Genomic DNA, 20,349 nt, shown 5'->3' on the forward strand with positions numbered 1-20,349 from the left:
CGCTCACGCCTTGCGGATCGGAGTGTCGAGTACGGAGGTGATCGCGTCCGTGTTCGTCGCGATGAACTCGGCCAGCTCCGGGGGCATCAGGTTTAGTTCACGGACGGCCTCGGCGGTGAACGGCACCCGGACCACCTCGTACCCGCCCCGCTCCGGCTTGGTGAACTCCGTACCCGTACGCGCGGCCAGATCCATCGACTCCAGGCGCGCGGCGAAGATGTGCTGGACGCCGATGCCACCCTCTAGCTCGTCGGTGATCAGGTGGACGAGCTCGGCGCGCTCCAGCTTGCCGCCGAGCTCCTCGAACACCTCGCGGTGCAGGGCCGCCTCGATGGTCGCGTCGTCCTCCTCGACTCCTCCGCCGACCGACACCCAGTACGGCTCCCTGCCCGGCTTGGTGCGTTTGATCAGGACCAGCTCGTCGCCGTCGAGGAGGATGGCGCGGGCGTTGCGCTTGACGATGTCGGTCATGCCGTTTGCTCCTTCTGATCGTGGTACAGGAGAGAACGGGCGGAGGGCTTCCTGGTAGCGGTGGACGCCTCTCCGGCTCGGTGGACCCAGCATGGTGCAGGCCGGTGGCGGAGTGTGACGTACGGGTGCTGCAGCAATGCCGCATCACTGCCGAACACGGCTGGCTACGCTGGGTGTTCAGTCGTTCCACCGGGCGACGGACAGGGGGTACGACGGTGGTCACGGTGCAGCGATGGTCCGGCCGGGAAGCCCGGCTGTTGCGTGACGCCCTGCGCATGAGCCTTCGGGACTTCGCCGCGTACCTCGGTGTCAGTGACCGGACTGTCTCCAACTGGGAAGCTGGCGGGGCGAGTTACCAGCCCCGTGCCGAGTCTCAGGCTGTCCTCGACACGGCACTTGGCCGCGCGTCGGACGATGCGAAGGCGAGGTTCGCCGCAGTGCTCGGAGTGAACGGCGCTGTCCTGCCCATGGCAGGCAGGATCGGAGTCGACTCCCACAAGTTCCTGCCCGTCTTTATCGGCGTCGAGCGCGCTCGCCAACTCCGCGCGCACATGGCCCTGGGCGCCGATGCGGATTGGCTGGAGTCCTCCTCGGCCCGAGTGGACCACCCCGAAGCGCAGGAATGCGTGCTGCACGTCTTCGCATGCGGCGTCGCCGCCTTCCACATCGTCCAGCCGCACGAACCGGCTTCGCTCACCGAACTCGCTGTATGGCGGTACCGCTCGTACGCCTCCGATCTGCCCTGGGCGCGAGACAAGCTCCGCGACCTCCTGGACGAGGACCACGCCCTCGTCCCCAACCCCGAGTACGTCCTCTCCCTGTACTGGCTCACCAGCGGCCCCTGGAGCGGCAGCGCCTACGACACCGCCCTGCGACTGCTGTCCACGCCTTCGGTCCTGGTCGACCGCGGTGCCCGCGGTGGGCCCGCTCCCCTGGACGGCTCGGTCGAGGAGTCGCTCCTCGCCAACGGCTTCGACCACCCGGACATCGTGTCCTTCGGCGTACGGGGAGTCTCCACGGGATTCGTCGGCTGGTCCGGCGTCGCCTACGCGTCCCACTCACGCGAGCGCAGCCTCACCATCGACGAGCTGGTCAACTGCGAACTGGCGGTCCAGACACTGTGGTGCTTCACCCGCCAGATCCAGCAGATGGTCGAGGACGGGCAGGACCCGTCCATGCCCGAGCGGTACGGCTGGCGCTTCCTACGTGCCGCGTACTCCCGGCTCACCACAGCCCGCGCCCAGGAGACCGCGCAACACGTCCTGATGCGGGAGGCCATCATGAAGACCAGCGGGCTGGCCGAACGGCTGCGCGCCGCGCAGGACGCTCTACGCGAGAGCGTCGGTTGAGAACAACGGGCAGGAGAGACGGCGGATGGACACCGGCAGCGCCGCGCTGGTCGTGATCGACATGCAGAACGGCTTCGTGAACCACCACAGCCGCCACGTCGTGCCCGTGGTCTCCGACCTGGTCGCCCAGTGGTCTGCGGCGGGCCGACCCGTGATCTTCACCCGCTACTTCAACTACTCGGACAGCCCATACGAGCGCTTCTTCCACTGGCACCGGCTGCAGGGACCTCCCGAGACCGACATCGTCCCCGATCTCGCCGAAGCCGCTGCCGACGCACACGCGGTCGTCGACAAGACCGGGTACACGCTTTTCACCCTCGAAGGCACCGAACTGATCGGCCAGGCTGGCTGGACCGACCTCGTCTTCTGCGGAATCGCCACCGAAAGCTGCGTCCTGAAGTCCGCCGCCGATGCCTTCGAGCACGAATACGCACCCTGGATCGTCACCGACGCCTCCGCAAGCGACGCCGGCCCGGATGTCCACGACGCCGGCCTTCTCGTCGCCCGCCGTCTGATCGGAACCGGCCAACTCGTCACCACCGAGCACGTGATGGGACAACTCACTGCGTACGCTGGGGCCCCGGTGCTGGAATAGCCCCATGGTCGACTCATCGCCCGCCCCCGGTTCGCACGGCACCTACGACACCGACCTGATCATCATCGGCGGCGGCCCGGCCGGCTGCGCCGCCGCCCGCATGGCCGCCAGCGTCGGCATGCGCTCGATCCTCGTCGAGCCGGACACTCTGTGCCGCAACCTCTACCGCATCCCGGCCCTGAACAACGTCCTAGGCGGCTATACCGCCGGACCGGAACTGGCCGACTCCATCACCACGGAACTGAAGAGCACGGAACTGTGCCGCCTCGAACTCGGCCGCCACGCCACCGAACTCCGCGCTGACGACGACCACGTCACCGTCGCCCTGGACAGCGGTGCTCGTCTCACCGCTCCATACGCCATCGTCGCCACTGGCGTCGGTCCACTCCAACCCCGCGATGTCCCCTGGATCACCGCCCCTAGCAGCCTCACTCTGCCCCCGCTCTGGCAGGCCGATGCGGATGATGCCGAGGGTCGCACCCTCCTCGTCCTCGGCGGCGACCGCCCGATCGGCACCTTCTTGCGTGCCCACCCGGCCACCGGCACCCGCCTGCTCGTGGCGTACCCCGAGTCCGACGACTACAAGGTCGAGGAGATCCGCGAGGAACCCCGCGTCACGCTTCTTCCCGTCGAACACCTGACGTTGAGTCCCTCCGAAGGGACCGCGGTGATAGCGGAAGTGGTGGGCCGGGACGGCGAACGGCAGACGGTCGCGGCGGACATCGTCTACCTCAGCATCGGGAACGCGCCGACTGCCCCGTCCGGCGACCTGACCCGCGGTACGGACGGCTACTGCCCGCCCACCGACCAGCACCCCCGCATCATCGTGGCCGGCGACCTCCGCTCCGCTCGCTTCCAACGCATCATGACCGCCTTGGGCTCCGGCAGCGAGGCCGCGCTGCACGCCTATTACGCAGCCAGGGAACTGCTCACCAAGGGCTGAGACGAGGTGCGAAGACGCGCAGAGAGGGATCTCCGTGACCAGCGAGGCCGAGGCAGCAGTCGCCGCCGCAGTCGTCGTTCAGGGCGGGCGCGTCCTGCTCGTGCGACGACGCGTGGCGGAAGGCGCACTCTCGTGGCAGTTCCCGGCCGGGAAGATCGAACCCGAGGAAACTCCCGAAGAAGCCGCAGCGCGTGAGATCCAGGAGGAGACCGGGCTCCTGGTGACCCCGCAGAGCGTGCTCGGACAACGGGTTCACCCCATGACCGGTTGGGAGATCCACTACATCGCATGTCGACCCGTCGGCGGGGAGGCGGTCATCGCGAGTGATGACGAAGTGGTTGGCCTGGTCTGGGCCGCGCACGGTGAGATCCCGCAGTACGTGCCGTACGGGCTATTCGAGCCGGTGCAGGACTACCTCGACGCGACTCTGCTGCCGTGAGCTCCGTCGGGTCAACGCCCCTGAGAAGTCAGGAGCGTGTTGCCGTTGTCGGGGCCGGGGTGGCAGGGCTCACCACCACCGTCGAGCGGGGCCAGCAGACCGGACGGCAGGGGCGCGGCCGGTGGCGGGGATGACTCCCAACCACCGGCCGCTGGTTCCTGTGTTGGCGCTTTGCCTGTGTGCTCAGTCCTCGTGCGGGCGGAACCTGTCGGCCCCCGCAGCGACGATGCCGCACAACCGGTCGTACTCGAGCAGGTCCTCGTGGCTCATGAAGGCGACGAGGGCTTCATGGTGCCGGACGGCGTACTTGTGCAGCAGCTCAGCCAGTTCGTGCGCGGCTGCAGCTGCTTCGGCTCCGGCCTCGGAGTTGTGGGCATAGACGCCGGCGGCCTGGAGCTCTTCGATGGTGGCGTCACCGGCGAGGGCCTGTTCCTCCTCGGTGAAGGGGCGTCCGTCGAGGTGGCGGAAGGTGCGGGTACCCGAGGGACGATTGAAATCCGTGTCGAACAGCAGGGCCATGACGTGGGGGCGAGGGGCGGAGGCGGGCATACGGGTTCTCCTCAGAGGGTCGGTGTGGTCGGCTACCTTGGCGGCTCGGTTTTGCGGTTCAGCGTCGCCGCGGGGAACTGTTCGCGGGCCTGGTCCCGGTTTGCGCTGCCCGTAGCGGCGAGGAGACGGCGTGGTTGCCGCTGGCCCGCTGGTCCTGGGAGTGCTGGGGAGCAGCGGGGAGGTCAGCCATCCGCCGCAGCCGCCACACGAGTACGTCACTCATGTGCTCCGCCGTGTCCAGTTCCCGGCGTGCGGCGGCATCGGTGAGCAGGGCGGTGGGGTTGTGGCCAGCGGTCCGGGCCTCGGCGAGGGTGGCTGCGAGGGCCGGCCAGCCGGGTTCGGCGAGGATTCGGTCGGCCAGTTCGGGCAGGGCTTGGCGCAGGATGGCGGAGTGGTGCCGTTGCAGGGACGGGGCCAGGCGGCGGCCACGCTGGTGGAGCACGGACATGGGCTGCCCGGCGGCGGCCTGGTAGGCCACGCGCAGATGCTCGGCGGCTTGCTGGGCGGCCTCGGCCTGCTGGGCGTGCTGCTTCTTGGCGTGCCAGTGCGCGGCGGCGGTGATCAGGAAGAACAGCATGTCGATGGCCATCGCCGTGGTGGCGCCGTCCTCGCCTCGGCCGAGAGCTGGACCGCTGTGGATGAGCTCGCGTGCGGCTTGGCGCAAGGCGCGGCCGTGGCTGTGTGCGGCGCGGATGTGGGAGCGGGAAGCTCGTTCGAACGCGGTGGCGGCGGCCTGTAGTTCGTGACGGGTGTGCGCGGCGGAGGTCTTGGCGAGGGCGTCGAGGACTTCCCCGGTGGCGGCGATCTGCGCGGCAACCACGCCGTCGTCGCCGTGGTCGATGACGAGCAACGCCTGCCACGCGGCGGTGGTGGCGCGGCGACGTGCGGACGCGGGCCTGGTCACCGGCGACAGGGTCGGCTGCTGGGTACCGTCGTCGGCGGGGTGAGTCCAGCGTTCGCGGATGCGGGGCAGGGATAGGTCCGGGGCGAGCTTGGAGCCGGAGTAGAAGACGGACTTGCCCTCGGCGTTGCGGTCGTCGGGGAGGGCGACGGTGTAGCCGAGGGTGTCGCCCGACGGTGCGATGCGGCGCCGGATGAGCAGGCCAGCCGCAGCGAGGCGGTCGAAGAACTCCTCCTCGCTCGCCGCGCCGGCCGCGGAGCGGCGGACGGTCTCGCGGAGCTCTTCGCGCGGGGTGCGTTGCCGGTTGTGGCGGTGGGCTTTGTGGCGTTCGGCGCTGGTGGGGCGCTTGGCGGCTGTGCCGTCGCCGGCCTTCACGCGGTGCAGGTCGTAGTCGGCTTCGATGCGGCGGCATTCGGCCTGGGCGCGTTTGGCGGAGCGGTGGTGGTCGGGGCGGCGGCCGTCTTCGCGGACGAGGGTGGCGATGAGGTGGATGTGGTCCTCGGCGTGGCGGACGGCTGCCCAGCGGCACCCCGCGCCGTCGCCGGGGTCGATGCCGGTGGCGGCGATGACCCGGCGAGCGATGTCGGCCCACTCGGTGTCTGTGAGGGTGCGGTCGCCGGGGGCTGCGCGAACCGAGGCGTGCCACACGTGCGTGGCGGGACGCGTGTCGTCAGGGAGCAGATGCAGGGGCTCGTCCAGGAGGCGGGCGAGGTCGTCGAGTGTGGCGTTCGGGTCGCGGCCGGGGTCGGGGGCGAGGCCGTCGAAGGAAGCGACGAGGTGAGAGTCGGTGTGTTCCTCGCGGCGGCCGGGGCCGTAGAGGTAGGCGAGCAGGCGGGCGGTGTCGCGGCCCTGCTTGTGGACGGAGGGGATCAAGCGGCAGTGCCTTCGGCGTTCGGGTCGGTCATGCGGGCGGTGATGTGGCGGATGCCTTCGACGGCGTGGCGAACAGCGGCGATGGTGTCCTCCAGACCGTCGGGGTAGGCGCCGCTGTTGAGGGCATGGGCGGCTTGGTTGAGGTTGTTGTTCGCGTACCCGAGTTGGCGCCGGAGCGCGAAGAGGGCGGTCAGGGTGTCCTGACGGGTGGCGATGGTGGCTGCAGTGCGGTTGAGATCGCGGGCGGCGGCGAGCCCGCTGTGGGCGAGAAAGCCGGCGATGCTCATGCCGACCGCTTCGGCTCCGGCGGCGACGACGTCGAACTCGGGCTCACTCAGGCGGACGCTGTGCGCGCGGCGCTGCTTTGGCGCGCGGATACGGGCGTTGCTCCGGCGCCTGCCAGGCTGCGGTCCGCCCTCGGTCGCAGCCCCAGCCTTCCGCGCCCCCTGGCGCGGGAGGTCGCCCGTCACCCCCGGGGCGGGCACGGGTTCGGACGCGCCCCCTGCGGGGGAGTGTCCGAACCTCCAACTTGCTGGGCCTGTGACCGGGGTGGTGGGCTGCTGCTGCTGGGGCGTGATGGGTTCGTGGCGCGGGTCGTGCATGGCTCTCCGTGTCGGGGTTGTTGGAGGGCGAGCGGCTGGGCGAGGTGGTCGTCAGCCGTCGTGGGAGGCGTTCAGTTCGTCCTTGACCGAGCGGACGATCTCGCCAGCGTGATCGCTGGCGACGCTGTATCCGTCGTCGCGTACGGCCTGCTCCAGGAGGTCACGGGATAGGCGGCCGTGCTCGCTGTGGAGACGGTGGGCGTAGTCGCGAAGGATCTCGTCGGTGGCGCGGGGTTTGCGGCCCGGCCGCTTCGGCTTCGGCGTAGCACGCTTGGCCGAGGGCATGCAGTGGGATGACGTCGACTTCGATCTCGGCGTCATCCGCGTACGGCGCGGCCGGCTGCGGCCCCGCTACAAGCATGGCTGCGGAGACCGGTGCGGACGCAAGCCCGGCTTCTGCCCCCAGAAGATCAACACCCGGCGCGAGACGAAGAGCGCCAAGTCCCGCGCCGGCCAGCGGCCCATCGGCGCCCCCGACGAACTCCTCCAACTCCTGCGCCAGCACAAGGAGGAGCAGGCTCGCGAGCGGGCCCGGGCCCGTGACCTGTGGACGGAGAAGGGGTACGTGTTCACGTCGCCCACCGGTGAGCCCCTGAACCCGAACACGGACTACCACAAGTGGAAGGAGCTGCTGAAGGCCGCTGGCGTCCGCGATGCCCGCCTTCACGACGCCCGCCACACTGCGGCGACCGTCCTGCTCATCCTCGGCGTCCCCGACGCGGTCGTCGACGCCATCATGGGCTGGGAGCCTGGCAAGTCCGCCCGGATGCGCCGCCGCTACCAGCACCTGACCAGCCGCGTCCTCAAGGACACTGCCGCCAAGGTCGGCGGCCTCCTGTGGGGCACGGACCAGGCGGCGGGAAGTGCTGCGCCGGAGGCCAGCCAGAGCCCCGTCCCCGCCGAACTGGTGGTGCACGTCGCCCGCCTCGGCGAGCGACGGGTTCCCTTCCTTCATCGCGAGCACGCCGACGAGGTCGTCGCACGGTGGAGCGAAGACTGGCCCGACCACACGGCCGAGATCGAGGAATGGGACCGCTGGCGCTGGGAACACCAGGGCCCCGGCGGCGCGAGCGCCATCCGCGACCGCGTACCGGAACGGGCCGTGGTCTTCCACGCCCGAGCCCTGTTCCTCCCCGGTGGCGCCCGCGTGGCGACCGGACTTCCCGAGCAGTGGTCGGTGCCAGCCTGGGACTTCGAGACCGACCGCTACACCGGCCGCGCCTCGGCCTGGCGCACGGCCTGGTGCCCCGGCACGGGCCAAGAGGTCGAGGCCCAAGTGCGCGGCACGGACAAGGTAGCCGTGGAGACGGCCTTCACCGAGGCTTGTGCACAGGCTGTGGACCGCGCCCGGAACCCGGGGAAGTACGGCGACACCGACGACTGGTGATGACGGACGCCTCCGTTGGGACACCAGGCGGTGATGGAGGGCACCAGCGGGAACTCCGCTGGTGCCCTCCGCTGCGTGTAGACCGACTCCGTGTCGCTACAGCTGGTTCTTCCAGTTGCGGATGGCCTGGTCGAGCTTGGCGCGCAGCCGGTCAGCGGCCGTCGTTCCGGGAAGCAACTGGGGGTACGCCTCGCTGTCCCTCCTGGCGATCAAAGCGCCGAGAGTGGTGGAACTTTGCGACGGGAAGACCAGTGAGCACTTCTTCCCGCCCAGCTCCTGCGCCAGTCCCAAGAATCCGCGGCCGATCCCGAGGCCAGGTGAGGTGCCATAGTGCTTTGCCTCGATCGCGGCGACGAGCCCCTTGCCCCGGGGGTGGACCATGGCCCGGCGGCTCCGCTCGGCCTCCTGGTGGTCCAGCACGGAGACGTCGCACTCGTGCGCCACCTTCGATGTGGTGGCCGCGACGTACACGCCCAGGTGGATCTCCAGCTTCTTCTGCGTGTCGGGGAAGCTCACCACCGCGCGGGTGAAATCGCCGGACCACAGGTTGCCGGGAGACCGGCGGAAGCGCAGTGCGGTGGCCGGGTTCGTGCCGTCCTGCGTGAGAAGCGTGGTTCCGCCCGCAGTCCTTACGGCATCGAGGCACACGACGAGCAGGGATGCCTCGTACAGGTCCGACTCATCCGCCTTGCCGCGGTAGACGGGCTCCAGGATGCCGATCGCCTGCTCGATGGCCTGCACCAGGGTGGGCTTGTTCACTGGATCGCCCCCACCGGCACGTCGGTTCCCTCGGACAGCAGCGCGCGGACGGTCGCCAGCGCGGCCCGTGCGTGCTCGGTCTCCGCCTTGAGGTCGAGAGACGAGGGCGTTTCCAACTCTGGATCACCGAACTCGACGGTCAGCTCCATCTCCCGCCTTGAGGCGATGTCCAGCGCTGCCTTGCGGGAGGCGTACATGGTCTCGGCAAGGGTCAGCACGGCTATGCGCGCGAGCTCGAGGCTCTCGTCGTCGGTGTACGGGAGCACGGCGATGTCCGCCTTACCGAGGGGCGGCAGATCGGCCGCCGCCAGTCGGCTGGCGCGCGCCTGGTACTCCCCCACCTGCTTGAGCCGCTGCTCGGAGGCGACTCGGCCCTGCCGGACCTCCTGCCTCAGCTGGTCGGCGAGATCCGGCAGCCTTTCTGTGAGATGCGCCATGAGGTGTGCGAACTGATCACTTCCGTCGACAGGCACGCTGCCCCTCCCTTGGTGTTCTGGGCAGGACTGTAGGGCGAGTCACTGACAGCAGGGCTTCTGCCCGCCCTTCCCGTTGATGCCGGTCGGCCTTGATGAGCCACCAGCAGCCCTTCGGGCGTCCAGCCGCTGCCTCGGTGATCGGCTGTTGGGGACCAACTGCAACCAAAACTGCAACCACACACGTCGAAGGGCCCCACCGCGAACGGTGGGGCCCTTCGACAACGTGCCCGGTGAGGCACTGGCGGAGGATACGAGATTCGAACTCGTGAGGGGTTGCCCCCAACACGCTTTCCAAGCGTGCGCCCTAGGCCTCTAGGCGAATCCTCCGCCGGAAACATTACATGACGTTGGGGAGTGCTAGCGAACTCGTTCGGGCCCCGGTGATCGGGGCTCGTTCGGGCCCCTGCGATCGGGTAGGCTGGGGCTCAGCCCCTCACGCGGCGCTATCTGACTGAACTCCCCCAGGGCCGGAAGGCAGCAAGGGTAGGTCGGCTCTGGCGGGTGCGTGGGGGGTCTTGTGCTTTCCCGGGGAGAGCGCCGGGGAGCGAGGGCCGGGGGAGGCCCCGGGGCGACGGCTCGAGCGGGACGCTTTGTCGGTGGGCGCCTATAACCTCGTATGCGTGTCGTCTCTCGCGCTGTACCGCCGCTATCGCCCGGAGTCGTTCGCCGAGGTCATCGGGCAGGAGCATGTCACTGACCCGCTGCAGCAGGCGCTGCGGAACAACCGGGTCAATCACGCGTACCTGTTCAGTGGTCCGCGCGGCTGTGGCAAGACGACCAGCGCGCGGATCCTGGCCCGGTGTCTGAACTGCGAGCAGGGACCGACGCCGACGCCCTGCGGCGAGTGCCAGTCCTGCCGGGACCTGGCCAGGAACGGCCCGGGATCCATCGACGTCATCGAGATCGACGCCGCGTCGCACGGTGGTGTCGACGACGCCCGTGACCTGCGGGAGAAGGCCTTCTTCGGGCCTGCGAGCAGCCGGTACAAGATCTACATCATCGACGAGGCCCACATGGTCACGTCAGCCGGTTTCAACGCGCTGCTCAAGGTCGTCGAGGAGCCGCCCGAGCACCTCAAGTTCATCTTCGCCACCACCGAGCCCGAGAAGGTCATCGGGACCATCCGGTCGCGTACGCACCACTATCCCTTCCGTCTCGTGCCGCCGGGGACCCTTCGTGACTACCTCGCCGAGGTGTGCCAGAAGGAGGGCATCCCGGTCGAGGACGGGGTCCTGCCGCTCGTCGTGCGCGCGGGTGCCGGGTCCGTGCGTGACTCGATGTCCGTCATGGACCAGCTGCTGGCGGGCGCGGGTACCGAGGGTGTGACGTACGCCATGGCCACCTCGCTGCTCGGGTACACGGACGGGTCGCTGCTCGACTCCGTCGTCGAGGCCTTCGCGTCCGGTGACGGGGCTGCCGCCTTCGACATCGTGGACCGGGTCATCGAGGGGGGCAACGACCCTCGACGGTTCGTCGCCGACCTGCTGGAGCGGCTCCGGGACCTGGTGATCCTGGCCGCCGTACCCGACGCCGCGGAGAAGGGGCTCATCGACGCCCCCGCCGACGTACTGGAGCGGATGCAGGCCCAGGCGGATGTCTTCGGACCGGCTGAACTCAGCCGTGCCGCCGACATCGTCAACGAGGGGCTCACCGAGATGCGCGGAGCCACCTCGCCCCGGCTCCAGCTCGAGCTGATCTGTGCGCGCGTACTGCTCCCCGCCGCGTACGGCGACGAGCGCTCCCTCATGGCCCGGCTGGACCGCCTGGAGCGGGGCGTCAGCTTCTCCGGCGGCGGTGCGGGCCCCGCCATGGGGTACGTGCCAGGGCCCGAGGCGCACGCGGGGATGCCGGGGGGACCGGTGCCGCAGGGGGCGGCGCCCGTTCCGCCCGGTGGCGGTGCCGCGGCGGCCCGTGCCGCGGTGCGCACCGGTGGGGCGTCCGGGCCGGGTGGATACGAGGACGGCGCGGCTCCCGTGCCGGGACCGCCCGCGGAGACCGCACCGGCTGCCCCGACTCCGGCTGCCCCGGCTCCGGCTGCCCCGGCTCCTGCCGCTCCCACGGCTGCGCGGCCCCAGGCTTCTGGCTCTCCGGCTCCCGCCGCTCCGGGTGCCTGGCCGACCGCTGCCGCGGCGGGCGGTGGCCGAAGGCCCGGCGGGTGGCCCACGGCCGCGCCCTCGGCAGGGGGGCAGCCCACGGCCGCGCCCGCGCAACCGGCCGCGCCCGCCTCTTCCGCTCCGGCCGCCGCTCCAGCGGCCGGAGGGCTCGACCCCCGCATGCTCTGGCCGAACATCCTCGAAGCCGTGAAGAACCGCCGACGCTTCACCTGGATCCTGCTGAGCCAGAACGCACAGGTGGCGGGCTTCGACGGTACGACGCTGCAACTCGGCTTCGTGAACGCGGGCGCGCGGGACAACTTTGCGAGCAGCGGCAGCGAGGACGTCCTGCGGCAGGCGCTGGCCGAGCAGTTCAACGTGCAGTGGAAGATCGAGGCGATCGTCGACCCGTCCGGCGGATCGGCCCCGCCGCCTGCCGCGGGATCCGGGTTCGGGGGCGGCGGCAATGCCGGACCAAGCGGCGGGCACGTCGCAGGGGGCGGCGGATACGGTGGCGGCGCACCTGCCGTGCCGCGCCCGGCACCTCAGCAGTCCGCCCCGGCGGCGCGTCCTGCCGCACCGGCGGAACCGGCTCCATCACCGCCAGCGGCACCGGCAGCGCCGACGCGACCCGCCCCGGCCGCCGCGGAGCGACGCGTGGTCGCACCCGAGGACGACATGCCGGAGGACGACGACCCCGACCTCGACGAGTCGGCCCTCTCGGGCCATGAACTGATCGTCCGCGAACTGGGTGCCACGGTGGTGGAGGAGTTCTCGAACGAGTAGGGCGGCAAGAGCGGACGGCGGCGAGCAGAGCGGACGGCAAGGGGAAGAGGACCGCGTCGTCGTCACCGGCCGCACCCGCACACGGGTGGACGACCTGGGTCGCGCGCCGGCTTGGAGGGCGGCGGACGCTCCCTCTCCCGGGCCGATGTGGGACGAACGCACAAGTCCTCGTCCGGCTTCGTTTCGGTGGCCCCCACAAAGCCGTCCGACTCCGCCCGTTAGGCTGACCCCGTGAAGGTCCTCGTCATCGGTAGCGGTGCCCGCGAACACGCCCTGTGCCGTTGTCTCTCTCTCGACCCCGACGTCACCGCCCTGCACTGTGCCCCCGGCAATGCAGGCATCGCCGAGGTGGCCCAGCTGCACCAGGTCGACGCGCTCGACGGAAAGGCCGTGGCCACGCTGGCCATGGACCTCGGCGTCGAGCTGGTCGTCGTGGGCCCGGAGGCTCCGCTCGTCGCGGGTGTCGCCGACACCGTGCGTGCAGCGGGGATCCCCGTCTTCGGCCCCTCTCAGGAGGCCGCACAGCTGGAGGGCTCCAAGGCCTTCGCCAAGGACGTGATGGCGGCCGCGGGTGTACCCACCGCGCGTTCGTACGTCTGTACGAACGCTCAGCAGGTCGAGGAGGCGCTCGACGCCTTCGGTGCCCCGTACGTCGTGAAGGACGACGGCCTCGCCGCCGGCAAGGGCGTCGTCGTCACCGCCGACCTGGAGACCGCGAAGGCCCATGCGGCCGGCTGCGAGCGCGTCGTCATCGAGGAGTTCCTCGACGGACCCGAGGTGTCCCTGTTCGCCGTCACTGACGGCGAGACGGTGCTCCCCCTCCAGCCGGCCCAGGACTTCAAGCGCGCGCTGGACAACGACGAGGGGCCGAACACCGGTGGCATGGGCGCGTACTCGCCGCTGCCGTGGGCCGACCCGAAGCTGGTCGAGGAGGTCCTGCAGACGGTTCTGCAGCCCACCGTGGACGAGATGCGCCGCCGTGGCACGCCGTTCGCAGGGCTGCTGTACGCGGGGTTGGCGATCACCTCACGTGGTGTCCGGGTCATCGAGTTCAACGCCCGCTTCGGAGACCCCGAGACCCAGGTCGTCCTCGCCCGGCTGAAGACCCCGCTCGCCGGTGTGCTGCTGGCCGCGGCCAACGGCACCCTCGCCGACCTCGAGCCCCTGCGCTGGAGCGACGACGCGGCGGTCACCGTGGTCGTGGCCTCGCACAACTACCCCGGAACCCCGCGCACCGGCGACCCGATCACCGGGCTCGACGAGGTGGCGGCCCAGGACGCCCCGTTCGCGTACGTCCTGCACGCGGGAACCCGGCGCGAGGGCGACGCCGTGGTGAGCGCGGGCGGACGTGTGCTGTCGGTCACGGCGACCGGCGCGGATCTGGCCGAGGCGCGCCGCCGGGCGTACACGGCCGTGGGCCGCGTCGGGCTCGACGGATCACAGCACCGTACGGACATCGCGGCGAAGGCGGCGGGAACCGGCGCCTGAGCGCCCGGCCGCATCCTGGTCGGATCCCGGCCGCATCCCGGCCGCGTCGCGTCTGTGCGGCCGACCCGGCCGGCCGCACGGCCCGGTGGCGCCGTGAGTCTCTGCCGCGGTCCGGCGGATCCCTTCGACCTTCCCGGGCCGCGCCGTAGCGCGGCCCGGGAAGGGGATGAGACCCGTGGGCCCCGAATCCTTCTCACGGTTCGGGGCCTTTGCCGTGCGTCCGCGATGAGCCGCCACCTGCGTCTGGCCTGCGTCCGGCATGCGTGGGCAGGCGGTGGGGAGCAACCAAGGGGTGATCCTTGCGCTGCGTCATCCAGCTTTCCCCAAAGCCATTCCATCGAGTGACCAGTAACCCTTCCTGCTGACGATGGCCGGGGCCCCAACTAGGGTGCCGCGCAAGCGTTCCGGCACTTGGCCCACCGGCATTGCGATGTCAGTGACGGGTGCCACAGTGGGGGAGTGAGCAACGCACGGGCATCCGGTGGGGACTTCCGTGACGGAGACCGTCACGGCGTATGTCGCGCCGGACAGAGGCGGGACAAAGGGGGTGACTTCCGGTCGTGACCGGTATGGGTGTGGAGGTGGGCGCGCAGGCCGCGCGCTCCCGGGCCCTCGCTGTCCTGCGGGTCCGCAGTAGGGCGCTGGCCGTAGCCCTGCTGCCCGCGGCGATTGCCGTCGTGCTGCTCGCCGGCGATGCCACCGGCCATATCAGCGGAGCGCACTGGGCGATCGTGCGCTGGATCATGATCGGTGTCGCTGTGGTCGTCCTGCTCTCCGCCGCCGGTGTCGGCCTCGTCGTCGCCCGTGCCCGCCCGGCCATGAGCCCGACGGTCCCGATCGCCGAGGACGCGGCCCCCGATCTGTACCGCTTGGTCCGGGACCTGGCCGACCGCCTGGACGTCCCCGCCCCGTCGGCGATAGCACTCACCCCGGACTGCGACAGCTGGCTGGAGGACCGCACGCACCCCGCCCACGGCTCGTCGCCCTTCGCGTCCGCGCACGAGATACCGGCGGTTCGGGGACTCCGTGGCCTGTCGGCATCACGGCACCACCGCGCCCCGACCGCGCCCGTGCTCGTCATCGGCTCACCGTTCCTGTGGTGGATGCGGGTGGCCGAGCTGCGCGCGGTCCTCGCCCCTGTCGTCGCCGGTACAGCACCGTCGGCGCACCCGGACATAGCGGCAGCGCGTCGCTTCGTACGGGGTTTGGACGCGGCCGTGGCCGTGACATCGGCGCCCATGAACGGACCCCTGACGCGTACGGTGCTGGCCGGTGTCGGCTGGGTGGTCCGGCTGTTGCTGCGGAGCTGCCGCGGGCACGCGGCGGAGATGGAGCGGGGCGTGGCGGCTGCCGCGGCCGAGCATGCACAGGCTGTGGACTACGGTCTGCGGATCGTCGCCCAGGAGCAGGTCGGTCTGGCGTACGCGGGCTGGGACCGACTCCTGACCCGGGTCGCGCTGCCGGCCTGGCGGATGGGCCGCTGGCCGTCGCGCCTGGACGCGGGCGTGGTCGCGGCGCTCACGGAACTCTCCCGCCGGGACCGGCTGGCCGAGGGCTTCGCCTCCCGTCTGGGCGAGCGGCCCGCCTGCGATCTGCTGGAAGAACCCGGCGTTGTGGACGAGGCGGCGTCGCTGCTCGCGGCCCGACTCTTTCACGGCGGACCGGCCCAGCCCGGCCGGGACTGGGCACCGGTGGGCTGGCAGGAGTATCCGGACGAGGTCGTCGACCGCAAATGGCGCACGGACGCGGCCCGTCTCCACCGCGTCCTGGACGCCCTGGGCGTCCACCACGCCACGAACACGACCGCACCCGACCCGGACGGGCCGACCCTGGACCGGGTGTTGGAGTACCTGACGGTCCGGGCGGACACGAGCGAGGACGGAGGGACACCGGGCACCGCACGCGCGGGGGCCGCCGGGCGGGCTGAGCAGGCCGAGAGGGCTGTCAGCGGTGCGGGGACCCCCGAGACCGCGGAAACACCGGGCGACGAGGGTGGACCCGGCGACGAAGGCCCGTCCGGTGGCGTACGTGGCCTCGCGGGTGCGGGCGCAACGGATGGCGTACGCGACGGAAACACCGCGAGTGACTCATGCACCCTCGATGACGATGGCGCCCCGGGGGATGTGTCTCGCCTCGATGACGACGGCGCCTTGGGGGACGTGTTCTCCTTCGACGACGAGGGCCTCGTCGCCAGTGGGCGGACCGCCGTCCTCCTCGCCGGGCTCAGTGCCGAGGTGGCGCGAGAGGAAGCGGCCACCGGGGTGATACCGGGCGGCGGGGGTCCGGGGCAGCCACTGGCGGCGCCGGACCGGACGCCGTGGGATGACGGGATGCTGCCGCTGTTCCCGCTCCAGCCGCCCCGCACCGGCCGTGAACTGCTCGTCGACCACGTCACCGCCATGGTGTGCTGTGCCGCAATCGACACGGCGGGAGCGGCGCCGGGACTCGACTGGCTGGACGGCCCGTCACTCCTGGTCAGGGGCGAGCGCACGGCCGACCTGGCGTCCCGGGTCCTCACCCTCGTCGAGGCGGGCGACCCGGCTCCGCTCCGCACCTGGCTCGTCCACCTGGGCATACGTGCGGAGAAGCCGGTCCGGTTGGTCTGACCCCAGCTCTCGGGACCTTCGGCCGGGCTGTCCTCTCGCCGAGACCACCGACCTGATCGCACCCTCGCTCGCACCCCGGGCCGGACCGCACAGGCCCCCACGGGAAGCCCTCCGAACCCCGCCCAGCCCGCCACCGGCTCCAGCCCGGCCCATAAGGTCCGCCACACCCCCCGGCGCGTCCAGTCGGCGGCCAACACCGCCTTCCCACCTGCGGAGACACCGCCCGCGATGCGGTCGCAATCCCTACCACTGGCCGGAGCCTTCCATTCCGGTCACGCCAATTCACGACGAACGGTGACGGACTGCGTGCGTAATGTGATGTGCTGGGATCGATCGAGCGAAAGACAAGAGCCGACGAGGGCTCATGGGGGACGAGGGAGGGGACATCGTATGGGCTCGGAGCACATTCGTCGCTGGGAGTCGGGTGCCCTCGCGCATGCCGTGACGGACCCCTTCGGTCAGGGCCCGGTTCCCTGGCTGCGGGGCAGTGAGACGTACTTCGACGACACGGGACACGTCGTCCCCTGGTACGTGGATCCGGCCTCACCCCACATCCCGTCCCAGGCCAAAGGAGCGCGTATCCCGGCCCCGCGCACCAGTGACCCTCGCTCCGCCGACGACGTCCACCGTCAGATCAAGGGCTTCACCTCGGCCGGAGCGGTCGCCCCCGGCGAGGCCATCGACTTCCACATCACGGTCGACCCGCCCCAGGAATTCAGCGTCGACGTCTACCGGATCGGGCACTACGGCGGCGACGGGGCGTCCAAGATCACGACCAGCCCACGCCTCTCCGGCATCGTCCAGGCGCCCCCGCTCGCCGCCGACCGCACGGTCTCCTGCCACCACTGGTGGCTCTCCTGGCGGCTCCAGATCCCGTCGTACTGGAGCATCGGCGCGTACGTCGCGGTCCTCACGACCGCCGACGGCTACCGCTCCCACGTCCCGTTCACCGTTCGCGACGCCCGCCCGGCGGACCTGCTCCTGCTGCTTCCCGACGTCACGTGGCAGGCGTACAACCTCTACCCGGAGGACGGCCACACGGGCGCCAGCCTCTACCACGCCTGGGACGAGGACGGCCGACTGCTCGGCGAGGCCGACGCCGCGATCACGGTCTCCTTCGACCGCCCCTACGCCGGAGCGGGCCTGCCCCTGCATGTCGGGCACGCCTACGACTTCATCCGCTGGGCCGAGCGCTACGGCTACGACCTCGCCTACGCCGACGCCCGCGATCTGCACGCCGGCCGTGTCGCCCCCACCCGCTACCGAGGCCTGGTGTTCCCGGGCCATGACGAGTACTGGTCGACGCAGATGCGCCGCACCGTGGAACTCGCCCGCGAACACGGCACCTCGCTCGTCTTCCTCTCCGCCAACACCATGTACTGGCAAGTGGAGTTGGGTCCGTCCCCGTCCGGTGTCCCCGACCGGCTGCTCACCTGCCGCAAGCGCCGCGGCCCCGGAAAGCCGACGCTGTGGCGGGAAATCGACCGTCCCGAGCAGGAGATGATCGGGATCCAGTACGCGGGCCGGGTGTCCGAACCCCATCCCCTTGTCGTCCGCAACGCCGACCACTGGCTGTGGGAGGCGACCGGCGCCCACGAGGGCGACGAGCTGCAGGGAATGGTTGCCGGTGAGGCCGACCGCTACTTCCCGCGCGCTCCGCTGCCCGAGCACCTGGGGCGCATCCTGCTCGCCCACTCTCCCTACCGGGACGGCGAGGGCGCCCTGCGTCACCAGGAGACCTCCCTCTACCGGGCTCCCTCCGGAGCCCTTGTCTTCGCCTCCGGAACATTCGCCTGGTCCCCAGCGCTGGACCGTCCCGGCCACGTGGACACACGCGTCCAGCAGGCCACCGCGAACCTGCTGGACCGCATCTGCAAACGGGACTGACCCCTCTTCGACCCGGACCCCCCGGTCCAGCTCGTCGCCCGTATACGGGAGAATCGAGCCAGTTGGAGAGACCCACGGGGAGGAACCGTGTCCGGATTCGTAGAAAAGCCCGAGCCCGTTCAGGTGCCGGGTCTGGTGCATCTGCACACAGGCAAGGTGCGCGAGCTCTACCAGAACGAGGCGGGCGACCTCGTGATGGTCGCCAGCGACCGTACGTCCGCATTCGACTGGGTGCTGCCGACCGAGATCCCGGACAAGGGCCGGATCCTCACCCAGCTCTCGCTCTGGTGGTTCGACCAGCTCGCCGACCTGGTCCCGAGCCACGTCCTGAGTACCGAACTACCGCCCGGCGCCCCCGCCGACTGGTCCGGCCGCACCCTGGTCTGCAAGTCCCTGCGGATGGTTCCCGTGGAGTGCGTGGCCCGCGGCTACCTCACCGGCTCGGGACTCGTCGAGTACAACGAATCCCGCACCGTCTGCGGCCTCGCCCTTCCTGAAGGCCTGGTCAACGGTTCGGAGCTGCCCGCGCCGATCTTCACCCCCGCCGCCAAGGCCGCGGTCGGCGAGCACGACGAGAACATCTCCTATGAGGAGGCCGCCCGCCAGGTCGGCGCCGAGACCGCCGCCCAGCTTCGACAGGCGACCCTCGCCGTCTACGGCCGGGCCCGCGACATCGCCCGCGACCGCGGGATCATCCTCGCGGACACCAAATTCGAGTTCGGCTACGACGGCGACTCCCTCGTCCTCGCGGACGAGGTGCTCACTCCCGACTCCTCCCGCTTCTGGCCGGCGGACCAGTGGGAGCCGGGCCGCGCCCAGCCGTCGTTCGACAAGCAGTTCGTACGGGACTGGCTCACCTCCCCGGCCTCCGGCTGGGACCGCACGAGCGAGCAGCCTCCGCCTCCGCTGCCGCAGGAGGTCGTGGAGGAGACCCGGGGGAAGTATGTGGAGGCCTACGAGCGACTGACGGGCGTCAGCTGGTCGTAGTCGGGGAAGTTCCCGGGGCCCCGGCGACCGGGCCGGCCCCGGGCGCCCGCGTGTGCAGGGGCCCCGGTCCGGAAAGACCGAAGGCCCCGGTCGTCATGACCGGGGCCTTCGGTATCTGGAGCGGACGACGAGGCTCGAACTCGCGACCTCAACCTTGGCAAGGTTGCGCTCTACCAACTGAGCTACGTCCGCACTGCGCGTTGCGCGAGAGCAACTATACCCAACCTCGCCCGTGCGCGAGGCGTACTGCTGGGTGCCGATTGTCCGCACCCAGCTCGGTCACCGCCGACGACAGGTGGTTCCGCACGGTTCCCGGGGTCAGTGCGACCGCTCGGCGATCTCCGCAATGGGCGCGCCGTCGGCGGTCAGCTCCAGCGCCTCGGCGTCGCACGCGGTCAGCGGCGAGTCTCCGGCCGAGATCGCGTCGGCGGCCAACTCGGGGTCGGCGTAACGGTTTCCGGCGTGCAGGGTGCGGATGATCTCGGCGAGCCGCTGGGCGCTGACGGTCTTCGGGACGAAGCCGCACACCCCGCCGCAAGCGCGCGCTTCAGATGCCTGGGCCGCCCATGACTGGTGACGATCAGCACTCGGCAGCCGGGAAGTTCGATGCGCAGGGATGTGGCGACATTCACACCGACCGCGCCGGGTATCTGCAGGTCCAGCATGGCGACGTCGGCCTCGTGCGCCCGCCGCCATAGCCGGCGCCTCGGGCCCGCTGTGGCCGCCTCCGCGACGACCAGCAGGTCGTTCTCCAGGGAGAGCAGCGCGGCGAGCGCACCGCGGATGAGGTGCTCGTCGTCGGCCAGTAGCAGCCGCACGTGTGTGGAAGATGTCGTCATCGAGCGACCTCGTTCAAGGGGGCGGGCTCGCTCGTCGGGCGGGTGGCTCGACCTCCTCCAGATAAGGCGTGGTGAGCAGCACGGTCGTTCCGGTGTCACGCAGCGACCGCACCAACTCCCAGGTGTTCCGGCGCCCTTCGGTGTACACGCGCCGCAGGTCAGTGACCTCTGTCACGTGGTCGTGTTTCTGTCGTCGTCTCCATGACTGTCATGGATTCAGCGCCCTAGACGAGTCTTTCCGAACACGGTTAGTGGTCGTAGGCGGTCAGTGAGCGGCTGACCGCCTGGCCGGTCTGGAAGTTGTGCCAGATCGCGGCGG

17 protein-coding genes, 2 tRNA genes, 1 other RNA gene and 2 pseudogenes are annotated in these 20,349 nt (G+C 70.7%); 11 read left to right on the plus strand and 11 right to left on the minus strand.

From position 1 onward, the window contains the following. Positions 1–3: 3 nt before the first annotated feature. Positions 4–471, minus strand: a complete 468-nt coding sequence (locus tag ACWDEX_RS06785; RefSeq protein ID WP_450462128.1) for an NUDIX hydrolase — start codon at positions 469–471, stop codon at positions 4–6. 215 nt (positions 472–686) lie between these two features. Between ACWDEX_RS06785 and ACWDEX_RS06790 the strand changes: the two genes are divergently transcribed. Genes ACWDEX_RS06790 through ACWDEX_RS06805 form a run of 4 tightly spaced genes read left to right on the plus strand, consistent with a single transcriptional unit; the run spans position 687 to position 3,797 of the window. Continuing rightward, entirely contained in the window at positions 687–1,820 is a 1,134-nt protein-coding gene (locus ACWDEX_RS06790; RefSeq protein WP_450462156.1) for a helix-turn-helix domain-containing protein, read from the plus strand. A 25-nt stretch (positions 1,821–1,845) separates the two neighbouring features. Further along, the gene (locus ACWDEX_RS06795) at positions 1,846–2,415 is read left to right on the plus strand and encodes an isochorismatase family cysteine hydrolase (protein ID WP_450462129.1); all 570 of its coding nucleotides are present in this window, start codon (positions 1,846–1,848) and stop codon (positions 2,413–2,415) included. A 4-nt stretch (positions 2,416–2,419) separates the two neighbouring features. Next, positions 2,420–3,358 carry an FAD-dependent oxidoreductase gene (locus ACWDEX_RS06800; RefSeq protein WP_450462130.1) on the plus strand — a complete coding sequence of 313 codons (939 nt, stop codon included), beginning with the start codon at positions 2,420–2,422 and terminating at the stop codon, positions 3,356–3,358. A gap of 28 nt (positions 3,359–3,386) precedes the next feature. Further along, the gene (locus tag ACWDEX_RS06805; RefSeq protein WP_450462157.1) at positions 3,387–3,797 is read left to right on the plus strand and encodes an NUDIX hydrolase; all 411 of its coding nucleotides are present in this window, start codon (positions 3,387–3,389) and stop codon (positions 3,795–3,797) included. Between the two features lie 183 nt (positions 3,798–3,980). On the opposite strand, the gene ACWDEX_RS06810 is transcribed toward ACWDEX_RS06805, so the two are convergent. The 4 genes from ACWDEX_RS06810 to ACWDEX_RS06825 are packed head-to-tail and all read right to left on the minus strand — an operon-like array spanning position 3,981 to position 7,007. After that, positions 3,981–4,346 carry a hypothetical protein gene (locus ACWDEX_RS06810; RefSeq protein ID WP_450462131.1) on the minus strand — a complete coding sequence of 122 codons (366 nt, stop codon included), beginning with the start codon at positions 4,344–4,346 and terminating at the stop codon, positions 3,981–3,983. 58 nt (positions 4,347–4,404) lie between these two features. Continuing rightward, positions 4,405–6,120: a relaxase/mobilization nuclease domain-containing protein gene (locus ACWDEX_RS06815; protein WP_450462132.1), complete on the minus strand. Its 1,716-nt coding sequence runs from the start codon at positions 6,118–6,120 to the stop codon at positions 4,405–4,407. Then, entirely contained in the window at positions 6,117–6,722 is a 606-nt protein-coding gene (locus ACWDEX_RS06820; protein WP_450462133.1) for a plasmid mobilization protein, read from the minus strand. The genes ACWDEX_RS06815 and ACWDEX_RS06820 overlap by 4 nt, the downstream gene beginning before the upstream one ends. 51 nt (positions 6,723–6,773) lie before the next feature. After that, the gene (locus ACWDEX_RS06825) at positions 6,774–7,007 is read right to left on the minus strand and encodes a hypothetical protein (RefSeq protein WP_450462134.1); all 234 of its coding nucleotides are present in this window, start codon (positions 7,005–7,007) and stop codon (positions 6,774–6,776) included. Between ACWDEX_RS06825 and ACWDEX_RS06830 the strand changes: the two genes are divergently transcribed. Beyond that, positions 7,006–8,109 (plus strand): tyrosine-type recombinase/integrase, encoded by a 1,104-nt coding sequence (locus ACWDEX_RS06830; protein ID WP_450462135.1) that lies wholly within the window; start codon positions 7,006–7,008, stop codon positions 8,107–8,109. The genes ACWDEX_RS06825 and ACWDEX_RS06830 overlap by 2 nt on opposite strands. 96 nt (positions 8,110–8,205) lie before the next feature. Here ACWDEX_RS06830 and ACWDEX_RS06835 read toward each other — a convergent pair whose 3' ends face one another. From ACWDEX_RS06835 to ACWDEX_RS06845, 3 genes are all read right to left on the minus strand, one after another. Further along, a complete protein-coding gene (locus ACWDEX_RS06835; RefSeq protein WP_450462136.1) occupies positions 8,206–8,868 on the minus strand; it encodes a hypothetical protein in 663 nt (220 codons plus the stop codon). Next, positions 8,865–9,341 (minus strand): hypothetical protein, encoded by a 477-nt coding sequence (locus tag ACWDEX_RS06840; protein ID WP_450462137.1) that lies wholly within the window; start codon positions 9,339–9,341, stop codon positions 8,865–8,867. The genes ACWDEX_RS06835 and ACWDEX_RS06840 overlap by 4 nt, the downstream gene beginning before the upstream one ends. A gap of 242 nt (positions 9,342–9,583) precedes the next feature. Further along, positions 9,584–9,671: transfer RNA gene (locus ACWDEX_RS06845), tRNA-Ser, on the minus strand. A gap of 97 nt (positions 9,672–9,768) precedes the next feature. On the opposite strand from ACWDEX_RS06845, the gene ffs reads away from it, so the two are divergent. From ffs to ACWDEX_RS06875, 6 genes are all read left to right on the plus strand, one after another. Continuing rightward, positions 9,769–9,865: signal recognition particle sRNA small type (gene ffs / locus ACWDEX_RS06850), an RNA gene on the plus strand. 99 nt (positions 9,866–9,964) lie between these two features. Next, complete coding sequence (locus ACWDEX_RS06855; RefSeq protein WP_450462138.1) at positions 9,965–12,223, plus strand: DNA polymerase III subunit gamma and tau; 2,259 nt, start codon at positions 9,965–9,967, stop codon at positions 12,221–12,223. A gap of 231 nt (positions 12,224–12,454) precedes the next feature. Then, entirely contained in the window at positions 12,455–13,711 is a 1,257-nt protein-coding gene (purD, locus tag ACWDEX_RS06860; protein WP_450462139.1) for a phosphoribosylamine--glycine ligase, read from the plus strand. Positions 13,712–14,271: 560 nt separating this feature from the next. Further along, positions 14,272–16,317: a hypothetical protein gene (locus tag ACWDEX_RS06865; protein WP_450462140.1), complete on the plus strand. Its 2,046-nt coding sequence runs from the start codon at positions 14,272–14,274 to the stop codon at positions 16,315–16,317. Positions 16,318–16,707: 390 nt separating this feature from the next. Further along, positions 16,708–18,204, plus strand: a complete 1,497-nt coding sequence (locus ACWDEX_RS06870) for a N,N-dimethylformamidase beta subunit family domain-containing protein (RefSeq protein WP_450462141.1) — start codon at positions 16,708–16,710, stop codon at positions 18,202–18,204. Positions 18,205–18,291: 87 nt separating this feature from the next. Next, positions 18,292–19,191, plus strand: a complete 900-nt coding sequence (locus ACWDEX_RS06875) for a phosphoribosylaminoimidazolesuccinocarboxamide synthase (protein ID WP_450462142.1) — start codon at positions 18,292–18,294, stop codon at positions 19,189–19,191. A 116-nt stretch (positions 19,192–19,307) separates the two neighbouring features. Here the strand turns inward: ACWDEX_RS06875 and ACWDEX_RS06880 are convergent. From ACWDEX_RS06880 to ACWDEX_RS06890, 3 genes and pseudogenes are all read right to left on the minus strand, one after another. Continuing rightward, positions 19,308–19,383 (minus strand) — tRNA-Gly (locus ACWDEX_RS06880). 22 nt (positions 19,384–19,405) lie between these two features. After that, positions 19,406–20,030, minus strand: a pseudogene (locus ACWDEX_RS06885) (response regulator transcription factor). Positions 20,031–20,061: 31 nt separating this feature from the next. After that, positions 20,062–20,169 (minus strand): annotated as a pseudogene (locus ACWDEX_RS06890) (ABC transporter ATP-binding protein); the annotation flags it as partial. Positions 20,170–20,349 lie beyond the last annotated feature (180 nt).

This window comes from Streptomyces sp. NPDC001020, assembly GCF_053599115.1.

Excerpts from the sequence above, each read along its gene's own strand:
- ACWDEX_RS06785 (WP_450462128.1), bottom strand. The coding sequence starts at position 471 with ATGACCGACATCGTCAAGCGCAACGCCCGCGCCATCCTCCTCGACGGC.
- ACWDEX_RS06795 (WP_450462129.1), top strand. The coding sequence starts at position 1,846 with ATGGACACCGGCAGCGCCGCGCTGGTCGTGATCGACATGCAGAACGGC.
- ACWDEX_RS06800 (WP_450462130.1), top strand. The coding sequence starts at position 2,420 with ATGGTCGACTCATCGCCCGCCCCCGGTTCGCACGGCACCTACGACACC.
- ACWDEX_RS06810 (WP_450462131.1), bottom strand. The coding sequence starts at position 4,346 with ATGCCCGCCTCCGCCCCTCGCCCCCACGTCATGGCCCTGCTGTTCGAC.
- ACWDEX_RS06820 (WP_450462133.1), bottom strand. The coding sequence starts at position 6,722 with ATGCACGACCCGCGCCACGAACCCATCACGCCCCAGCAGCAGCAGCCC.
- ACWDEX_RS06830 (WP_450462135.1), top strand. The coding sequence starts at position 7,006 with ATGCAGTGGGATGACGTCGACTTCGATCTCGGCGTCATCCGCGTACGG.
- ACWDEX_RS06825 (WP_450462134.1), bottom strand. The coding sequence starts at position 7,007 with ATGCCCTCGGCCAAGCGTGCTACGCCGAAGCCGAAGCGGCCGGGCCGC.
- ACWDEX_RS06870 (WP_450462141.1), top strand. The coding sequence starts at position 16,708 with ATGGGCTCGGAGCACATTCGTCGCTGGGAGTCGGGTGCCCTCGCGCAT.